This is a genomic window from Burkholderia sp. BCC0044 (genome assembly GCF_902832955.1).
Lineage (GTDB): Bacteria > Pseudomonadota > Gammaproteobacteria > Burkholderiales > Burkholderiaceae > Burkholderia.
Genome location: NZ_CADFDO010000001.1, coordinates 1,400,536 through 1,417,149, shown reverse-complemented (window position 1 = coordinate 1,417,149; position 16,614 = coordinate 1,400,536). Strand labels below are relative to the sequence as shown.

Below are 16,614 nucleotides of genomic sequence, written 5' to 3'. Positions count from 1 at the left end.
GCGGCTCAGGGGCGAAGATGTTGAAGAAGCGTGGAGCGGAACGAATCGATATGGCTTTCGACGGCTGCGCGCGCGCCGGCGGCGTCGCGTGCGGACAGCCGCTCGAACAGTTCGCGGTGTTCGTGCTGGACGTCGGCGAGATGGTGCGGTTCGGACAGCGTGACGAACCAGAAGCGCAGCGAGCGCTCGTGCAGCGCGCGCAGGATGTCGGCGAGCACGGCATTGCGCGCGGCCGACGCGATCGTCTGATGAAACGCGCGGTCGAGCTCCATCATGCCTTCGACGTCGTGCGTGTCGACGCAGGCCTGCCCGTCGTCGAGCAGCGCGGCCAGGCGCGCGAGATCGTCGGGCGTCGCATGGCGCGCGGCGAGTTCGGCGCAGTGCGCTTCGTTGATGCGCCGCACGTCGATCACCGCGACGATGTCGTCGAGCGACAGCGGCTGCACCATCAAGCCCTTGCGCGGCATCACGGACAGCAGCCCTTCGAGCACGAGTCGATGCACGGCCTGGTGCACCGGCGTGCGGCCGATTCCGGTCCGTGCCACGAGGTCGGCTTCGTTGAGCGCGGCGCCCGGTTTCAGACGCATCGTGATGATGTCGCGCTGGATCAGCGCGTATGCGCGCTCGGCGAGGCTGGCCGGCGATGCGGCGGCGCGCTCGCGGGGGATGTCGGTCACGGTACTCATGCCGGTTGCGGCACGGTGGCCGGGAGGGGCGCGATCATGGGCGCGGAGGCTCGGGAAGCGTGGGCGATCTTTGGATATTATTGTGATATATCACAGATGTCCAGCGCGAACGAGGGGGGCAGGCAGTGCCGGCGCGCGAACGGCGCCGCTCTTCCGCCCGGCTTGCCACCGACTTGCAACAATATCGACAGGATGTTGCAGGTTTACCGCGCGATCGTGCACTGAAGCATAATGAATCCTCGTCTATCCCTACGCGCGAGCGACGCATCAGACCATCGTCATGAGCGAAAACACGCCTTCCCCGGCCGGTCTGCCCGGCACCTTTTCCGCTTCTTCCGATTCCCCCCGCCCCGATCCGGCGAAAACGCCCGATGCGCCGGCCACGCAGGCCGCCGCGGAGAATGTCGCCGATGACGGCGCGTCGCCCGTCACGGCTGCATCCGAGCCCGGTGCGGCCGGCACGGTCAGTGATGGCGCCGCTCCGGTCGCGCCGCCGAAGCCCGGCGCGCCGCCGCCCGGATTCGGCGCGCCGCCCGATTTCGATACGCCGCGGCCGCCGCCCGCGAACGCGCAGAATGCGCCGCCGGCCTACCTGAAGCAGAGCGATACGCCGTGGTCGGTGTTCGGCCGGATCGTCGCGGCCCGCGCGCGGCGGCTGTTCGACCGCGCCGGCCAGCGCATCACGCAGCGCACGCTGCGCATCGGCGTGTCGGCGCGGATCTTCCATCCGGAGCCCGGCGCGAAGGGGCTGCGCGGCAAGACGCTGCAGTATCTCGAGGAGTCGATCGCGCACTGGGTGATGTCGCGCGACGTGCTCGTGTTCATGATCCCGACGGTCGGCCATCAAGGCATGATCCATCCGAGCAACATCCGCCTGCGCGATTACGCGAAGCATCTCGACGGCCTGCTGCTGCAAGGCGGCGCCGACGTGTCGCCGCAGACCTACGCGGCGTCGGATGCGCGCCCCGAGTGGCCGGGCGATCGCGTGCGCGACATGTACGAGCTCGAGCTGCTGCACGAATTCGTCGAGTCCGGCAAACCCGTGCTCGGCGTGTGTCGCGGCTGCCAGCTGATCAACGTCGCGTTCGGCGGCTCGCTGTACCAGGACATCGCGACCGACGTGCCGACCGCGAATGCGCACGTGAGCGAGCATTACGACCAGCATCGTCACGCGATTCGCTTCCCCGACTCGTCGACGCTCGCGAGCATGTTCCCGGGGCGCAGCGAAGCGATCGTCAACTCGATTCACCACCAGGCGATCCGCGATCTCGGCCGCGATCTGAACATCGAGGCCGTGTCGGCCGGCGATGGCATCATCGAAGGCATTCGCCATCGCCGTTCGCCATTCGTCGTCGGCGTGCAGTGGCATCCGGAGTTCCATCGCGCGGGCGGCTCGGAGCTGCTCGACTGCACGCCGCTGCTCGATGCGTTCCTGCGCGCGGCACGCGAAACGCGCCTGTAGCACGCCGTATTTTTCGCGTCGTACGCAGGCCGGCCGCATCCCGATTAATTCGAGATGCGGCCGTTTCGTTTTGAACGATAATCGCGAGTTCCGATTCGTTCGCCGGAGTCTGACGTTGGCTTTCCGAAATTTTTCCCCTGCACGATGCGCGACGTGGATCGTTGCGCTGGCCGCCTGCGCGCAAGCGGGCACGGCCTGGTCCGCAGACGCGACCGCCCCCGTCGCCGGTACGCGTCCGGCGGTCACGAGCCTGAGCGGCAGCGCATCGCCGGCTGCATCGGCCGCGGCCGCGACGGACGCCGCCGCGCAAGGCAACGTCGCCGAGCTGACGCAGATGCTGCACGACGGCCGGATCGTCGAGATGCGCACGACGTACAACGGCAGCTACGGTGCGAGCCTGATGTTCGATCCGCGCGAGATGACGTACTACGTCGCGCTGTTCCAGGACAAGAACCTGTGGCGCGTGATCCGTTCGCAGGACAAGAATCGCGCGGAGATGGTGTATGCGAATTTCGTCCAGCAGACCGTGCAACTCGCCGATATCGAGATCCGCCGGACCGAGCTGCAGGCGCAGAAGGCGTTTCTCGAACGCGTGATCGCGCTTCAGGCGAATCGTGCGCAGCAGTTGCAGGCCGACCTGAGCGTCGCGCGCAACCAGCAGGCCGAAGTCGCGCAGCGGCAGAAGTCGGCGCAGGAGCAGGCACAGGCGCTGCAGGTCGAGAAGCGGGCCGCGCAGTTGCAGTTGCGCGATCTGCAGGAGCAGGTGCGGCAGCTCGAGAAGCAGACCGAGACGGGGCTGCCCGCGCACAAGTAACGATTCGTCGAACGGACGGAGCGAGACGAGCAAAAACCCGGCGAAGCGATCTTCGCCGGGTTTTTTATTGCGCGGGCGTCAATGTGCGAATGCGTTCGGCACGTCGGTCACGCGGCGGTGCGACAGTTGCGACGTCCAGTCGAAACCGGCCGCGGGCGGGTGCGTCGGGCGGGCAGGCTGGGCGGCGCGCAGCGCGTTTGCCATGGCGATCAGCGTGGCCGGATCGTCGAGCGCGTCGCGCATATCGTGCATATCGCGCGTGTCCGCCGTGCGCGGCAGCCGGGCACGCCGATCGCGTGTGCCGACGTGGGCCGCATCGCGCTGGAGCGACGGATGCGCGGCCAGCCGCGGCACGACCGGTGTGCGGGACGATGCATCCGTCGTACGCTGGCCGGATACCCGACGCGGCGAGGCCGGGGCGGCGTGCCGCACGTCGGAGGTCGCTTGCGGGTGCCGCGGTGCGGGACGAAGCAGGGCGCGGCGCGTGGCCGACGGCGATTCCGTCGTGTCGGCGACAGGCGTTGCCGCGTTGCGCTGCGGCATGGTGTTCGTCGACGTAGCCGGTTGAGTCGCGGCGACACGTATGGTGCCGGTCGATGTCGTGGTGTGAGCGGGCGCACCGTCGGCGACCTGAATCGCGGACGCGAGACCGGAACCCGCCGGCGGCTCGTACGCGCCGATCAGCCAGCCGATGAAGCCGAGTGCGCCGATGCTCCAGCAGACGGCATACATCGCGCGCCGGTCGCGAGGGCGGCGCGCGCGATCGTGCAAGCGCCTGCCGGCGGCCGCCGCCGGTGTGACGGGTAACCCGGCCGAAGCCGGCAGCGACGCCGCTACGGACAGCGGCTGCCATCGGCACGCGCGGTGCGGCCGGTCGACGTCGATGCAGGACGTCGTCAGCGTCGCGAGGCAGTTCCCGCCGCGCCCGGCACCGGGTGCGCCGCGAAATCGCCATTCGCGGCCGAACGGCGGGACGTGGTCGAGCGGGGTGGCGCGAGGGCGGGCAAGCGCGCCTTCGACCGGGACGAGGGGCGATGGGGTCATGGAGGGAGGCGCCGTGCGACACGGGCAACCGTGCCGGCGCGGCGCGGAAATGTCGTCGCGAATCCCGACATTGTCGTCAGCCGGCGAACACAGGTCGATCAGATGGATCTGATTCTTGTGCCGGTATCAGGACGACTTGTACGAGGTAGATACCGCGACGCCAGCAACAGGGGCACCACAAGGCAAATGTCGGCTTGCCGTGGCATGATTCGCGAATCATGCCGGTGCGCGCGTCGTTGCGCGATGCGCCGCCGGCAGACAGCGATGCCCGTGCGCGGCGGCCCGGCCCGGCGCGGCGTGCGTCGCCGGACCCATGCGGCGCGGTATGCGCGCCATCCGAGCCGAGCGAGAAAACATGTCCACAGCGTCGCCTGCCATCGCGCAGGAATCGAAATTCCGCACCGTATTCCGCGTCGTCAGCGGCAACTTCCTGGAAATGTACGACTTCATGGTCTACGGGTATTACGCGTCGGCCATCGCGAAAACGTACTTTCCGAGCGGCGACGCCTTCGCGTCGCTGATGCTGTCGCTGTCGGTATTCGGCGCGGGCTTCCTGATGCGGCCGGTCGGTGCGATCGTGCTCGGCGCGTATATCGACCATCATGGCCGCCGCAAGGGGCTGATCCTGACGCTCGGGCTGATGGCGATCGGCACGCTCACGGTGGCCGCGATACCGGGTTATGCGACGATCGGCGTGCTCGCGCCGGTACTCGTGCTGCTCGGCCGGTTGTTGCAGGGCTTCTCGGCGGGCGTCGAGCTCGGCGGCGTGTCGGTCTACCTGTCGGAGATCGCGACGAAGGGCCACAAGGGCTTCTATACGTCGTGGCAGTCGGGCAGCCAGCAGGTGGCCGTCGTGTTCGCCGCGTTCGTCGGCGTCGTGCTGAACCGCGCGCTGCCGGTCGAGGAAATGACCGCGTGGGGCTGGCGCATCCCGTTCCTGATCGGCTGCCTGATCGTGCCGTTCCTGTTCCTGATCCGCCGTTCGCTGAGGGAGACCGACGAGTTTCTGGCGAAGCGTCATCGTCCGACGATGGGCGAGATCATGCGTTCGATGCTCGACAACTGGGGCGTCGTGGTGGCCGGCATGGGGATGGTGATCATGACGACGGTGTCGTTCTACATGATTACCGCGTACACGCCGACCTTCGGCAAGGAAGTGCTGCACCTGTCGTCGCTCGACGCGCTCGTCGTGACCGTCTGCGTCGGGATCTCGAATCTCGTGTGGCTGCCGTTGTCCGGCGCGCTGTCCGACCGCATCGGCCGCCGCCCGGTGCTGATCGCGTTCACCGTGCTGACGCTGCTGTCGGCTTACCCGGCCGTGCTGTGGCTCGTCGGCGATCCGTCGTTCCTGCGGCTGCTCGCGGTCGAGCTGTGGCTGTCGTTCCTGTACGCGTCGTACAACGGCGCGATGGTCGTCGCGCTGACCGAAGTGATGCCGGCCGACGTGCGGACGGCCGGCTTCTCGCTCGCGTACAGCCTGGCGACGACGATCGGCGGCTTCACGCCGGCGATCTCGACGCTGCTGATCCACCAGACGGGCAACAAGGCGGCGCCGGGGCTGTGGTTGAGCGTGGCCGCGATCTGCGGGCTGATCGCGACGCTCGTGCTGTACCGCACGTCCGCCGCGCGCAACCAGTACAAGTCGGCCTGACGGCGATCGATATATCGCGCGGCGTCGGCCGCGCGTCAGGTTGAAAAAAGGGAGCGCGATGCGCTCCCTTTTTCGTGTGCGGTCATGCGTCGCGCAGCATGCCCGCCACCGCGGCCGCCACGTCGGGCCACGCGCCCGGCGCAGGCTGGCGGGCGATTCTGGCTCGTGCGTACCACGGGCAATCGTCGCCGGTGAACCAGCGCCAGTCGGCCGCGAACGGCAGCATGACCCACAGCGGCTTGCCGAGCGCGCCCGCGAGGTGCGCGACGGCCGTGTCGATCGTGACGACGCCGTCGAGCCGCTCGATCAGCGCGGCCGTGTCGGCGAAGTCGTTCAGCCGGCCGTCGAGACGATGCACGCGCGGATGCGCGTCGACGCGCGCCCGTTCGTCGTCGTCGAGCGCGGGCTGCAGCACGATCCAGTCGATGTCCGGCAGCGCGAGCAGCGGCGCGAGCGCGTCGAACGGCATCGAGCGGTTTTCCTGCGCCTGCCGGCGCCCCGACCACGCGAGGCCGAACTTGCGCTTCGACTGCCCGCCGAGCGAGCCGCGAAAGCGCCGCCGGGCGCCATCGGGCGCATCGAGGTAGCGCGAGCCGACGATATCGTCCGGCTGAAGGCCCAGCAGGAACGGCAGGCTCATCAGCGTGCACGCGACGTTCGCAACAGGCGGCTTCGCGGCGCCTTGCGGCACGAGCGTCACGCGCCAGCGCGCGGCGGCCGGCGTCAGCAGCGCGACGAGTTCCGGCTGGACTTCGAGCACGACGCGCGCGCAGCGTGCGCGGGCCAGCGGCACGAAGCGAACGAACTGCAGCGTGTCGCCGAACCCCTGTTCCGCGCGGATCAGCAACGTGCGCGCCGCAATCGGCTCGCCCTGCCAGCGCGGCAGCGCGCCGAGCGGCGTCGCGCCGGGCGTTTCGTGGCGCGCTTCATAGGCGGGCAGGCCGCGCGTGAAGTCGCGCAGCGTCAGCAGCGTGACCGCGCGATGCAGCCGCGCGAGCGTGAGATCGGGCGCGACCCGCAGCGCCTGGTCGAATGCGCGCAGCGCCATCTCGTGCGCGCCGAGCGCATGATGCGCGTTGCCGAGATTCAGCCATGCGAGCCCGAACGACGGATCGAGCCCGACGGCGCGCTCGTAGTAGGGCAGCGCGTCGCGATGGCGCGCCTGCGCGCAGAGCGCGTTCGCGAGCCCGAACAGCGCGAGCGGAAACGGCGGGTGCAGCGCGAGCGCGGCTTCGAACGCCGCGGCCGCCTCGGCATGCCGGCCGACCGCATCGAACGTGTTGCCGAGATTGAAATGCGCGGCGACGAAACGCGGCTGCGCGGCGATCGCGGCCTGGAAGTGCGCGATCGCATCGTCAGCGCGACCCATCGCGCTCAGCGCCATCGCGAGGTTGTTGTGCGCGCCCGCATGCCCGGGCCGGAGCTCGAGCGCGCGACCGAACGCGGCGAGCGCGTCGTCGTGGCGGCCGAGTGCGTTCAGCGCGTTGCCGAGATTGTTGTGGATCGACGCGTCGTCGGGCGTGAGCCGCAGCGCGCGGCCGAAGGCGTCGATCGCATCGTCGTGACGCTGCAGCGCCGCATACGCGTTGCCGAGGTTGTAGTGCGCGAGCGGAAATTCGGGCGCGAGCGTCAGCGCGTTGCGAAAGCGGTCGATCGCTTCGTCGAGCCGGCCGAGCGCTTTCAGCGCGTTGCCGAGATTGAGCTGCAGCGCGGCATCGTCCGGACGCAGCGCGACGGCGCGGCCGACGAGATCGGCTGCCTCGGCGTGCTGGCCCTGCTGGTGCCGCAGCACGCCGAACAGGTGCAGTGCGTCGGCGTCGGCGGGGTTGGAGGCGAGCGCGTGGCGATAGCCGTGCTCGGCCTCGGCGAGGCGGCCCGCGCGATGTGCGGCGTACGCCCGGTCGAATGCGGAATCCATGACGCGAAAACTGGCGGAAAGCGCGTATTTTCCCACACCGCGCGGCGGGGCCGCGCATCGGCCGTTTGGCATATGGCCCCGTCACGCGGAGCGGCGTAGACTTGCATGATCGCGTGTCATCGAGGTTCTCATGGCTGACACCCCGCTCGACATTCCGCCCGTGCTGATCGTCGGCGCCGGGCCCACCGGCCTGGCCGCGGCGATGAGCCTCGCGCGGGCGCACGTGCCGGTGCGCATCATCGACCGGCTCGCCACCCCGGCGCCGTATTCGCGCGCGATCGGCATCCAGGCGCGCACGCTCGAACTGCTGGAGCAGCATCGCACGGTCGACCCCTTTCTCGATCTCGGCCATCGCGTGCATGCGGCCGCGCTGCATGCCGATGGCCGCGTGATCGCGCGGCTCGATTTCGATCCGCTGCAAACGCGTTACCCGTATCTGCTGTTGCTCGACCAGAGCGTCACCGAGCGCCTGCTTGCCGAGCATCTGGCCGGGCTCGGCGTGACGATCGAGCGCGGCGTCACGCTGACCGCGTGCGACGCGGGCGGCACGTCGCTCGACGTGACGATGCGCGGCGCCGACGGTCGCGAAGAGGCGTTCACACCGTCATATCTGATCGCCGCCGACGGTGCGCACAGCACGGTACGGCATCTGCTCAACGTGGGTTTTGCGGGCCGTGCGTTCGAACAGACGTTCCTGCTTGCCGATTTCGCGGCGATACCCGGCTGGCCCGACGAAGAGATTCACCTGTTCACGACGTCCGACGGCATCGCCGGGTTGTTTCCGATGGGCAACGGCCGCTACCGGCTCGTCGCCGACCGGCCGCCCGCCGGCGATGCGTCGCCCGACGCGCCGGCGCCGACGCTCGACGAATGCGACGCGATCGTGCGTGCCCGCACCGGTGCGTCGATTGCGCCGAGCGATCTCGCTTGGTCGTCGTATTTCCATCTGCACAGCCGCATGGTCGACCGGCTGCGCTACGGGCGCGTGTTTTTCGTGGGCGACGCCGCGCATATCCACAGCCCGGCCGGCGCGCAGGGCATGAACACGGGGATGCAGGAAGCATTCAATCTCGGCTGGAAGCTCGCGCGCGTGCTTGGCGCGGGCACGCCCGAGCGGCTGCTCGACACGTATCACGTGGAACGCCACCCGATCGAGCGCGACGTGTTGCGACAGACCGGTTTCGTCACGCAAATGGTCGAAGCCGACCACGGTGCGATCAAGCTGCTGCGCAATCACGTCGTGCCGCTGCTGTCGTCGTTCGGCCCGGTGCGCGACGCGGTGCGGCGCACGTTCAGCGAACTCGCCGTGCAGTACCGGAAAAGTCCGCTCACGCTGGAGCGCGTGCTCGATGGCGGTCCGCGCGCCGGCGAGCGCGCGCCCGACGCGCTCGTGCACGTGGTCGACGGCCCGCTCGGCCGGGCGCCCGGGAGCGCGCGGATATACGACCTGCATGATCCGGCGAGCTTCACGCTGCTGCTGCTCGAGGAGCCCGTCGCCGTCGATGCGGGCGACGTACCGCCGATGCCGGCGGATGGGCAGTTGCTCGCGGAAGGGCTGGAACGCGTCATGCCCGGCGCCGTGCGCGCGTGGCGGGTCGCCGATGCCGAAAGCGCCGGGGAGGACGGGCTTGCGCAGGCCTACGGCCGGTCGAGGCCTTCGTTCTATCTGCTGCGGCCCGACGGCTACATCGCGGCGCGCGGCCGCACCGCGACCGACGCGAACGCGCTGCTGCGCCATTGCGAAAGCTGGTTCGCGGGCGTGCCGCAGCCCGCGTAGCCGCGCGCTCAGACGGGGGCGGCAGCCGGTACGAGCGACGCGCGGTGCGCGGCGATCGCATCCCGCACGATCGGCGTCGCGCGTTGCCCGGCTTCGCTCGACGGATCGTCGAGCGCGGCGAGAAACGCGCGGCGCATCCGCGGCTCCCAGAAGCGCCGGATATGCTCGGCGATCCCGGTCAGCGCTTCGTCGCGATCGGGCATCGATTCGAAGAATGCGCCGATCTGGTTGGCCATGTCGATCAGGTGTCCGTTGTCCATCGCAGCCTCACTTGCCCGTCGTCACGGCGGCCGGCTCGGCGGCGCGGCGCTCGAGCAGATCGAGCTGCTCCGAGTTGAAGCGCGCATACGCCTGTTGCCAGTCGGACGGTTGCGCAACCGGCATCACCTGCACGGCCGTCACCTTGTATTCCGGGCAGTTCGTCGCCCAGTCGGAGCTTTCCGTCGTGATCACGTTCGCCCCCGATTCGGGGAAGTGGAACGTCGTGTACACGACACCCGGCTGCATGCGGTCGGACACCAGCGCGCGCAACACGGTCTGACCGGCACGCGACTCGATGCCGACCCAGTCGCCGGTCCGGATCCCGCGGTCTTCCGCGTCGTGCGGATGGATCTCGAGGCGGTCCTCTTCATGCCACCGGACGTTCTCGGTCCGGCGCGTCTGCGCGCCGACGTTGTATTGCGACAGGATGCGGCCCGTCGTCAGGATCAGCGGATAGCGCTGCGTGACCTTCTCCGGCGTCGGGATGAACTTGGTGATCACGAATCGGCCCTTGCCGCGTACGAACGTGTCGATGTGCATGGTCGGCGTGCCTTCCGGCGCGTGTTCGTTGCACGGCCACTGGATGCTGCCGAGCGCGTCGAGCTTCTCGTACGACACGCCCGAGAAGGTCGGCGTGAGCCGGGCGATCTCGTCCATGATTTCCGACGGATGCGTGTAGTGCATGTCGTAGCCGAGCGCCTGCGACAGCAGCAGCGTGACCTCCCAGTCCGCGTAGCCCGCGAGCGGCGGCATCACCTTGCGCACGCGCGAGATCCGGCGCTCCGCATTCGTGAACGTGCCGTCCTTTTCGAGGAACGTCGAGCCCGGCAGCAGCACGTGCGCGTACTTCGCGGTTTCGTTCAGGAAGATGTCCTGCACGACGATGCATTCCATCGCCGACAGCGCGGCGGCGACGTGCTGCGTGTTCGGGTCCGACTGGACGATGTCCTCGCCCTGGCAGTAAAGCCCCTTGAAGCTGCCGTCGAGCGCCGCGTCGAACATGTTCGGGATGCGCAGCCCCGGCTCCGGCTGCAGCGTGGCCGACCATGCCTGCTCGAACTGCGTGCGCACCACCGTGTCGCTGATGTGCCGGTAGCCGGGCAGTTCGTGCGGGAACGAGCCCATGTCGCACGAACCCTGCACGTTGTTCTGGCCGCGCAGCGGATTGACGCCGACGCCTTCGCGGCCGACGTTACCGGTCGCCATCGCGAGGTTCGCGATGCCCATCACCGTCGTCGAGCCCTGCGCGTGTTCGGTGACGCCCAGGCCGTAATAGATCGCCGCATTGCCGCCCGTCGCGTAGAGGCGCGCGGCTTCGCGCACTAGCGCGGCCGGCACGCCCGTCACGTCCGCGGTTGCCTCGGGAGAATTGCCGGCCTGCGCGACGAAGTCGCGCCATTGCTCGAACGCGCGCGTGTCGCAGCGCTCGGCGACGAACGCGTCGGCCACCAGCCCTTCGGTGACGATCACGTGCGCCAGTGCATTGACGATCGCGACGTTGGTGCCCGGGCGCAGCTGCAGATGATGCGTGGCCTTGATGTGCGGGCCGTCGACGACGTCGATGCGGCGCGGGTCGATCACGATCAGCTTCGCGCCTTCGCGCACGCGCCGCTTCAGCCGCGAGCCGAACACCGGATGGCCGTCGGTCGGATTCGCGCCCATCACGACGATCACGTCGGCCTGGCCGACCGAGGCGAAGGTCTGCGTGCCGGCCGATTCGCCGAGCGTGGTCTTCAGACCATAGCCGGTCGGCGAATGGCACACGCGTGCGCAGGTGTCGACGTTGTTGTTGCCGAACGCGGCGCGCACGAGCTTCTGCACGAGATAGGTTTCCTCGTTCGTGCAGCGCGACGACGTGATGCCGCCGATCGAATCGCGGCCGTACTTCTGCTGCAGCTTGCGGAACTGCGTCGCCGCGTAGGTGAGCGCTTCGTCCCAGCTCACTTCGCGCCACGGGTCAGTGATCTTCTCGCGGATCATCGGCTTCGTGATGCGGTCCTTGTGCGTCGCATAGCCCCACGCGAAGCGTCCCTTCACGCATGCGTGGCCTTCGTTCGCGAGACCGTTCTTGTGCGGCGTCATGCGCACGACCTGCGTGCCCTTCATCTCGGCCTTGAACGAGCAGCCGACGCCGCAGTACGCGCAGGTCGTGACGACCGAGTGTTCGGCCTGCCCGAGCTGCACGACGGATTTCTCCTGCAGCGTGGCCGTCGGGCACGCAGCCACGCACGCGCCGCACGACACGCATTCCGACGCCATGAACGATTCGCTTTCTCCCGCGGCGACGCGCGATTCGAAGCCGCGCGCGGCGATCGTCAGCGCGAACGTGCCCTGCGTTTCCTCGCATGCGCGCACGCAGCGGTTGCAGACGATGCACTTCGACGGGTCGTACGTGAAGTACGGATTCGATTCGTCCTTCGTGTCCTTCAGGTGATTCGCGCCATCGAAGCCGTAGCGCACTTCGCGCAGCCCGACCACGCCGGCCATGTCCTGCAACTCGCAGTCGCCGTTGGCCGGGCAGGTGAGGCAGTCGAGCGGATGGTCGGAGATGTACAGCTCCATCACGTTGCGGCGCAGCGACTGCAGCCGGTCCGACTGCGTGCGCACCTTCATGCCGGCTTCGGCGGGCGTCGTGCACGACGCCGGATAGCCGCGCCGGCCTTCGATCTCGACGAGGCACAGCCGGCACGAGCCGAACGGCTCGAGCGAATCGGTCGCGCAGAGCTTGGGTACATTGACGCCGGCTTCGATCGCCGCGCGCATCACCGACGTGCCGGCCGGCACCGTGACCGGCTGGCCGTCGATTTCGAGCGTGACGTCGGTATCGGCATGGCGTTGCGGCGTGCCGTAGTCGGTATCGTCGTGCGGATCGCGTGCACGCGCCTGCGCGGCGCTCTTGCACGCGCATTGGCCCGAGCCGCAGCCGCCTTGGCGGACGTTGTTCGTGTCGAGGGACATGCAGGGCTCCTTCTGGGTCAGGCCGCAGCCTTGACCGGACCCGACGCGGCATCCTTGCCGGCAGCGAGCCCGAAATCTTCGGGGAAATGGTCGAGCGCGGACAGCACCGGGTACGGTGTCATGCCGCCCATCGCGCACAGCGAACCGGCGAGCATCGTGTCGCACAGGTCGCGCAACAGCGTGATTTGCCGCTCCGACGTGTCGCCGTCGCGAATCCGCGCGATCGTCTCGACGCCGCGCGTCGAACCGATCCGGCACGGCGTGCACTTGCCGCACGATTCGATCGCGCAGAACTTCATCGCGTATTCGGCCAGCTCGGCCAGATTCGACGTGTCGTCGTGCAGCACGATGCCGCCGTGGCCGACGACCGCGCCGATCGCTGTGTACGCCTCGTAGTCGAGCGGCACGTCCCACTGGTGGTCGGGCAGGTAGGTGCCGAGCGGGCCGCCGACCTGCGCGGCGCGGGCCGGCCGGCCACTGGCCGTGCCGCCGCCGAAGTCGAACAGCAGTTCGCGCAGCGTGACGCCGAATGCGAGCTCGACGAGGCCGCCGTGACGGATGTTGCCGGCAAGCTGGAACGGCAGCGTGCCGCGCGAGCGGCCCATCCCGTAGTCGCGATAGAACGCGGCGCCGCGCGCGAAGATCACGGGCGCGGTCGCGAGCGTGATCACGTTGTTGATCACGGTCGGCTGGCCGAACAGGCCGGCGAGCGCGGGCAGCGGCGGCTTCGCGCGCACGACGCCGCGCTTGCCCTCGAGCGATTCGAGCAGCGCCGTTTCCTCGCCGCATACGTACGAGCCCGCGCCTTTCGCGACGTGCAGCTCGAATGCGTGCACGGAGCCGAGCACGTGCTCGCCGAGCCAGCCGGCTTCGCGTGCGCGAACGATCGCGGCTTCCAGCGTGGCGATCGCGTGCGGGTATTCGCTGCGCACGTAGATGGTGCCGACCGTCGCGCCGGTGGCGACACCCGCGATGATCATCCCTTCGATCAGGCAGTACGGATCGCATTCCATCAGCAGGCGATCGGAGAACGTGCCCGAATCGCCTTCGTCCGCGTTGCAGACGATGTATTTCTGCGCGGCGCGGGCTTGCCGCACGGTACGCCACTTGATGCCGGCCGGGAACGCCGCGCCGCCGCGGCCGCGCAGCCCCGACTCGATCAGCGTTTCGCATGCGGCGTCGCCGTCGAGCGCCAAGGCGTTCTTCAGGCCGGCGAGGCCGTCGTGTCGAAGGTAGTCGTCGATCGACAGCGGATCGGTCAGGCCGATCCGCGCGAACGTGAGCCGCTGCTGGCGCGCGAGATAGGGCAGCGCGTCGACGAGGCCGACGCCGCTCGGATGCGCGCCGCCTTCGAGCCAGTTGGCGTCGAACAGGGCCGGCACGTCGGCGGCCGACAGGTTCGCGTAGCCGACGCGGCCCGCGGCCGTCCCGACCTCGACGAGCGGCTCGAGCCACAGCAGCCCGCGCGAACCGTTGCGGACCAGTTCGATCGCGACGCCGCGCCGTTCGGCTTCGGCGGCGATCGCGGCGGCGAGCGCGTCGGCGCCGAGCGCCAGCGCGGACGAATCGCGCGGAACGTAGATGCGGGTCGTCATGCGGCCTCCGGCGTGCGGGCGACCGCGTCGGCCAGCAGCGCGTCGAACTTCTCCGGCGTGACCTTGGCGTGGAGCACCCCGTTGACCGTCATCGACGGCGATTGCGCGCACAGCCCGAGGCAGTAGACCGATTCGAGCGCGACGTCGTCCGGCGTGTGGGCCGCGGCGGCATCGCCGTGCGCGGCGTCGAACCGGCAGCCGGTGCGGGCTTCCGCATGGGCGGCGAGCGTTTCGCAGCCCATGCTGCGGCACGCTTCGGCGCGGCACATCTGGATCGTCACGCGGGCGGGCGGCGCGGTGCGGAAGTGGTGGTAGTAGGTCAGGACGCCGTGCACTTCCGCGCGCGACAGGTTCAGCGCCTTGGCGAGCGGCGCGACGCAGCCCGGCGGCACGTAGCCCGCGTCGTCCTGGATCGCGTGCAGGATTGCGACGAGCGACCGGCCGGCGCGCGCATGACGCTCGACGAGCGCGTCGGGCGCAGGGGAATTCGGGGACATCCGTTATGCTCCTCCAAAGTCTCATATGCGCTCGGAATTCATATAATGCGCATCGTGACTTCGTTCTGATTGATTTCGACCAACGATAAGCGGAAGATTTCGCGGTCGCAATAGGAAATCGGAGTACATAATTGATTCGGATCGAATGCGACGCGTATCTGACCGTACGCGACACCGAAGGCCGGTCGGCCAGCCTGTCCGACGTCGCTCCGCTGCTGGAGCTCGTGGCCGACACGGGCAGCATCGCGCAGGCCGCGCAAGCCAAGGGGCTGTCGTACCGGCACGCGTGGGGCTTGCTCCGCGCGCTGGAGTTGTGCATCGGCGGCGAGTTGATCGAAACCGCACGCGGCAAGGGTTCGACGTTGTCGGCGCTCGGGCAGGCGGTCGTCGAGGCGCAGCGTCTGGCGCGCAGCCGCCTCGACGGGAACCTGCGCACGCTGGCGGCCGAGGTGGCCAGCGAGCTGAACCGGCGGCTCGCGCAGCGCGACGGCGCCGTGCGCATTCATGCATCGCACGGTTACGCGGTGGCGACGCTCGTCTCCGCGCTCGTCGATGCGCAGGCGGCCGTCGACATCAAATACCGCGAGAGCGTCGAGGCCGTGCAGGCGCTCGCGCGCGGCGAATGCGATCTCGCCGGCTTCCATTTGCCGCGCGGCGCGTTCCGCGCACAGTGCGCGCAAATCTACCGGCCGTGGCTCGACGACGCGCGCCACGTGCTGATCCACCTGACGCGCCGCCAGCAGGGGCTGTTCGTTCCGCGCGGCAACCCGAAGCAGGTCCGCGGGCTGGCGGATCTGGCACGTAGCGACATCCGCTTCGTCAACCGCCAGCCGGGGTCGGGCACGCGGATGCTGCTCGATCTCGCGCTGCGCGCGATCGGCATCGATCCGGAACGCATCAATGGCTATGCGTCGGCCGAACTCACGCATTCGGCGATCGCGGCGTTCGTCGCGAGCGGCATGGCCGATCTCGGTTTCGGCGTCGAGCCGGCCGCCCGTCATTTCGGGCTCGACTTCATCCCGGTCGTCGACGAGGACTATTACTTTGCATGCGAACGCGCGCGGCTCGATGTGCGGCCGTTGGCCGACGTGCTGGCGCTGCTGCGCGATGCGCGCTTCATCGAGCGCGTCGCGCATCTCGACGGCTACGATCCGGCCGCGTGCGGCGTGCTGGAACACATCGCGACCGGACTGGCCGGCAACGACGGCGACGACGGCGACGACGGCGCGAACTTGCCGGACGGCAATTCCCGGTAACGGAGACGCGGTCGGACCGCGCTGCAGCAGCGGGGGATTTGCGCTACGCTTGCCGCTTGATCAACGTTCCAACAAGCACGCCGTTCAGGCGTCATCCCGCCATGAAATTTTCCGTTTCCCTCGCCGCGGCAGCGTTGACCGCAGGGCTGCTGGTCGCCGCTTCGCCGTTTGCGTTTGCGCAGAATTCCCCCGGTGTACCCGGCGGCATCCTGAGCGAACAGTTCCGCCTGAACGAACATCCGCAGATGCCGTTCGCGGCGTCGGCGCCGTCGGAGAAATACCAGAGCGGCAAGAAGTCGGCATTGCGCCGCAAGGGTGACCTGGGCGACCCGAACGGCTGCAACCTGAAGTGCCCGCTGGATACCCGGTAACGCGCAGGCAGCGTGTCAGCGCCCGAGCGGGGCGCTGTCTTCTGCGCAGCGGTTTGATCGACTGACAGACGACAGCGCACGTTCCGCGCCCATCCCGCTTTATTCGAGCCCCGCGAAGCCCGCCGCTTCGCGGGGCTCGTGCTTTTCGGCGAGCCTTCATGCAATGCGGGCGACGGACGAAGCGGCCGTTCGTTCGCGTTGCCGTTCCGGGAGGAATCTAGGGTTAACCCGTAAATCAGGAAGGATGTCTTCCTGAAACCTGCCTTATTCTTAAGCATCCACCTACATAAACTTCAGTTTGTCGGCGCTGATCAAGGTGTTCAC

General features: G+C 68.8%; 13 protein-coding genes. 6 read left to right on the top strand and 7 right to left on the bottom strand.

Annotation, left to right across the window (positions count from 1 at the left end):
* Positions 1-5 precede the first annotated feature (5 nt).
* Positions 6-686, bottom strand: coding sequence for a GntR family transcriptional regulator (locus HWX14_RS06320; protein WP_175881978.1), 681 nt, complete (start codon positions 684-686; stop codon positions 6-8).
* Positions 687-966: 280 nt separating this feature from the next.
* On the opposite strand from HWX14_RS06320, the gene HWX14_RS06315 reads away from it, so the two are divergent.
* Both HWX14_RS06315 and HWX14_RS06310 read left to right on the top strand, forming a co-directional pair.
* Positions 967-2,148, top strand: coding sequence for a type 1 glutamine amidotransferase (locus HWX14_RS06315; RefSeq protein WP_175881977.1), 1,182 nt, complete (start codon positions 967-969; stop codon positions 2,146-2,148).
* 115 nt (positions 2,149-2,263) lie between these two features.
* On the top strand, positions 2,264-2,962 hold the full coding sequence (locus HWX14_RS06310) for a DUF2968 domain-containing protein (protein WP_175881976.1): 699 nt from the start codon (positions 2,264-2,266) through the stop codon (positions 2,960-2,962).
* Between the two features lie 78 nt (positions 2,963-3,040).
* On the opposite strand, the gene HWX14_RS06305 is transcribed toward HWX14_RS06310, so the two are convergent.
* Positions 3,041-4,006, bottom strand: coding sequence for a hypothetical protein (locus HWX14_RS06305; protein ID WP_175881975.1), 966 nt, complete (start codon positions 4,004-4,006; stop codon positions 3,041-3,043).
* Positions 4,007-4,361: 355 nt separating this feature from the next.
* On the opposite strand from HWX14_RS06305, the gene HWX14_RS06300 reads away from it, so the two are divergent.
* Entirely contained in the window at positions 4,362-5,657 is a 1,296-nt protein-coding gene (locus HWX14_RS06300; RefSeq protein WP_175881974.1) for an MFS transporter, read from the top strand.
* Between the two features lie 82 nt (positions 5,658-5,739).
* On the opposite strand, the gene HWX14_RS06295 is transcribed toward HWX14_RS06300, so the two are convergent.
* A complete protein-coding gene (locus HWX14_RS06295; RefSeq protein WP_175881973.1) occupies positions 5,740-7,647 on the bottom strand; it encodes a tetratricopeptide repeat protein in 1,908 nt (635 codons plus the stop codon).
* A gap of 58 nt (positions 7,648-7,705) precedes the next feature.
* Here HWX14_RS06295 and HWX14_RS06290 point away from each other — a divergent pair, with 58 nt between their 5' ends.
* The gene (locus HWX14_RS06290) at positions 7,706-9,352 is read left to right on the top strand and encodes an FAD-dependent monooxygenase (RefSeq protein WP_175881972.1); all 1,647 of its coding nucleotides are present in this window, start codon (positions 7,706-7,708) and stop codon (positions 9,350-9,352) included.
* Between the two features lie 8 nt (positions 9,353-9,360).
* Here the strand turns inward: HWX14_RS06290 and HWX14_RS06285 are convergent, their stop codons facing one another.
* The 4 genes from HWX14_RS06285 to HWX14_RS06270 are packed head-to-tail and all read right to left on the bottom strand — an operon-like array spanning position 9,361 to position 14,663.
* Positions 9,361-9,612 (bottom strand): formate dehydrogenase subunit delta, encoded by a 252-nt coding sequence (locus HWX14_RS06285; protein ID WP_175881971.1) that lies wholly within the window; start codon positions 9,610-9,612, stop codon positions 9,361-9,363.
* A 7-nt stretch (positions 9,613-9,619) separates the two neighbouring features.
* Positions 9,620-12,571: a formate dehydrogenase subunit alpha gene (gene fdhF / locus HWX14_RS06280; protein WP_175881970.1), complete on the bottom strand. Its 2,952-nt coding sequence runs from the start codon at positions 12,569-12,571 to the stop codon at positions 9,620-9,622.
* Positions 12,572-12,588: 17 nt separating this feature from the next.
* Entirely contained in the window at positions 12,589-14,166 is a 1,578-nt protein-coding gene (locus tag HWX14_RS06275; protein WP_175881969.1) for a formate dehydrogenase beta subunit, read from the bottom strand.
* Complete coding sequence (locus HWX14_RS06270) at positions 14,163-14,663, bottom strand: NAD(P)H-dependent oxidoreductase subunit E (RefSeq protein WP_175881968.1); 501 nt, start codon at positions 14,661-14,663, stop codon at positions 14,163-14,165. Before HWX14_RS06270 ends, HWX14_RS06275 begins: the two co-directional genes overlap by 4 nt.
* Positions 14,664-14,794: 131 nt before the next feature.
* Here HWX14_RS06270 and HWX14_RS06265 point away from each other — a divergent pair, with 131 nt between their 5' ends.
* Both HWX14_RS06265 and HWX14_RS06260 read left to right on the top strand, forming a co-directional pair.
* Positions 14,795-15,919: a substrate-binding domain-containing protein gene (locus tag HWX14_RS06265; RefSeq protein ID WP_175881967.1), complete on the top strand. Its 1,125-nt coding sequence runs from the start codon at positions 14,795-14,797 to the stop codon at positions 15,917-15,919.
* Positions 15,920-16,020: 101 nt separating this feature from the next.
* Complete coding sequence (locus HWX14_RS06260; protein WP_175882355.1) at positions 16,021-16,290, top strand: hypothetical protein; 270 nt, start codon at positions 16,021-16,023, stop codon at positions 16,288-16,290.
* Positions 16,291-16,614: the final 324 nt, after the last annotated feature.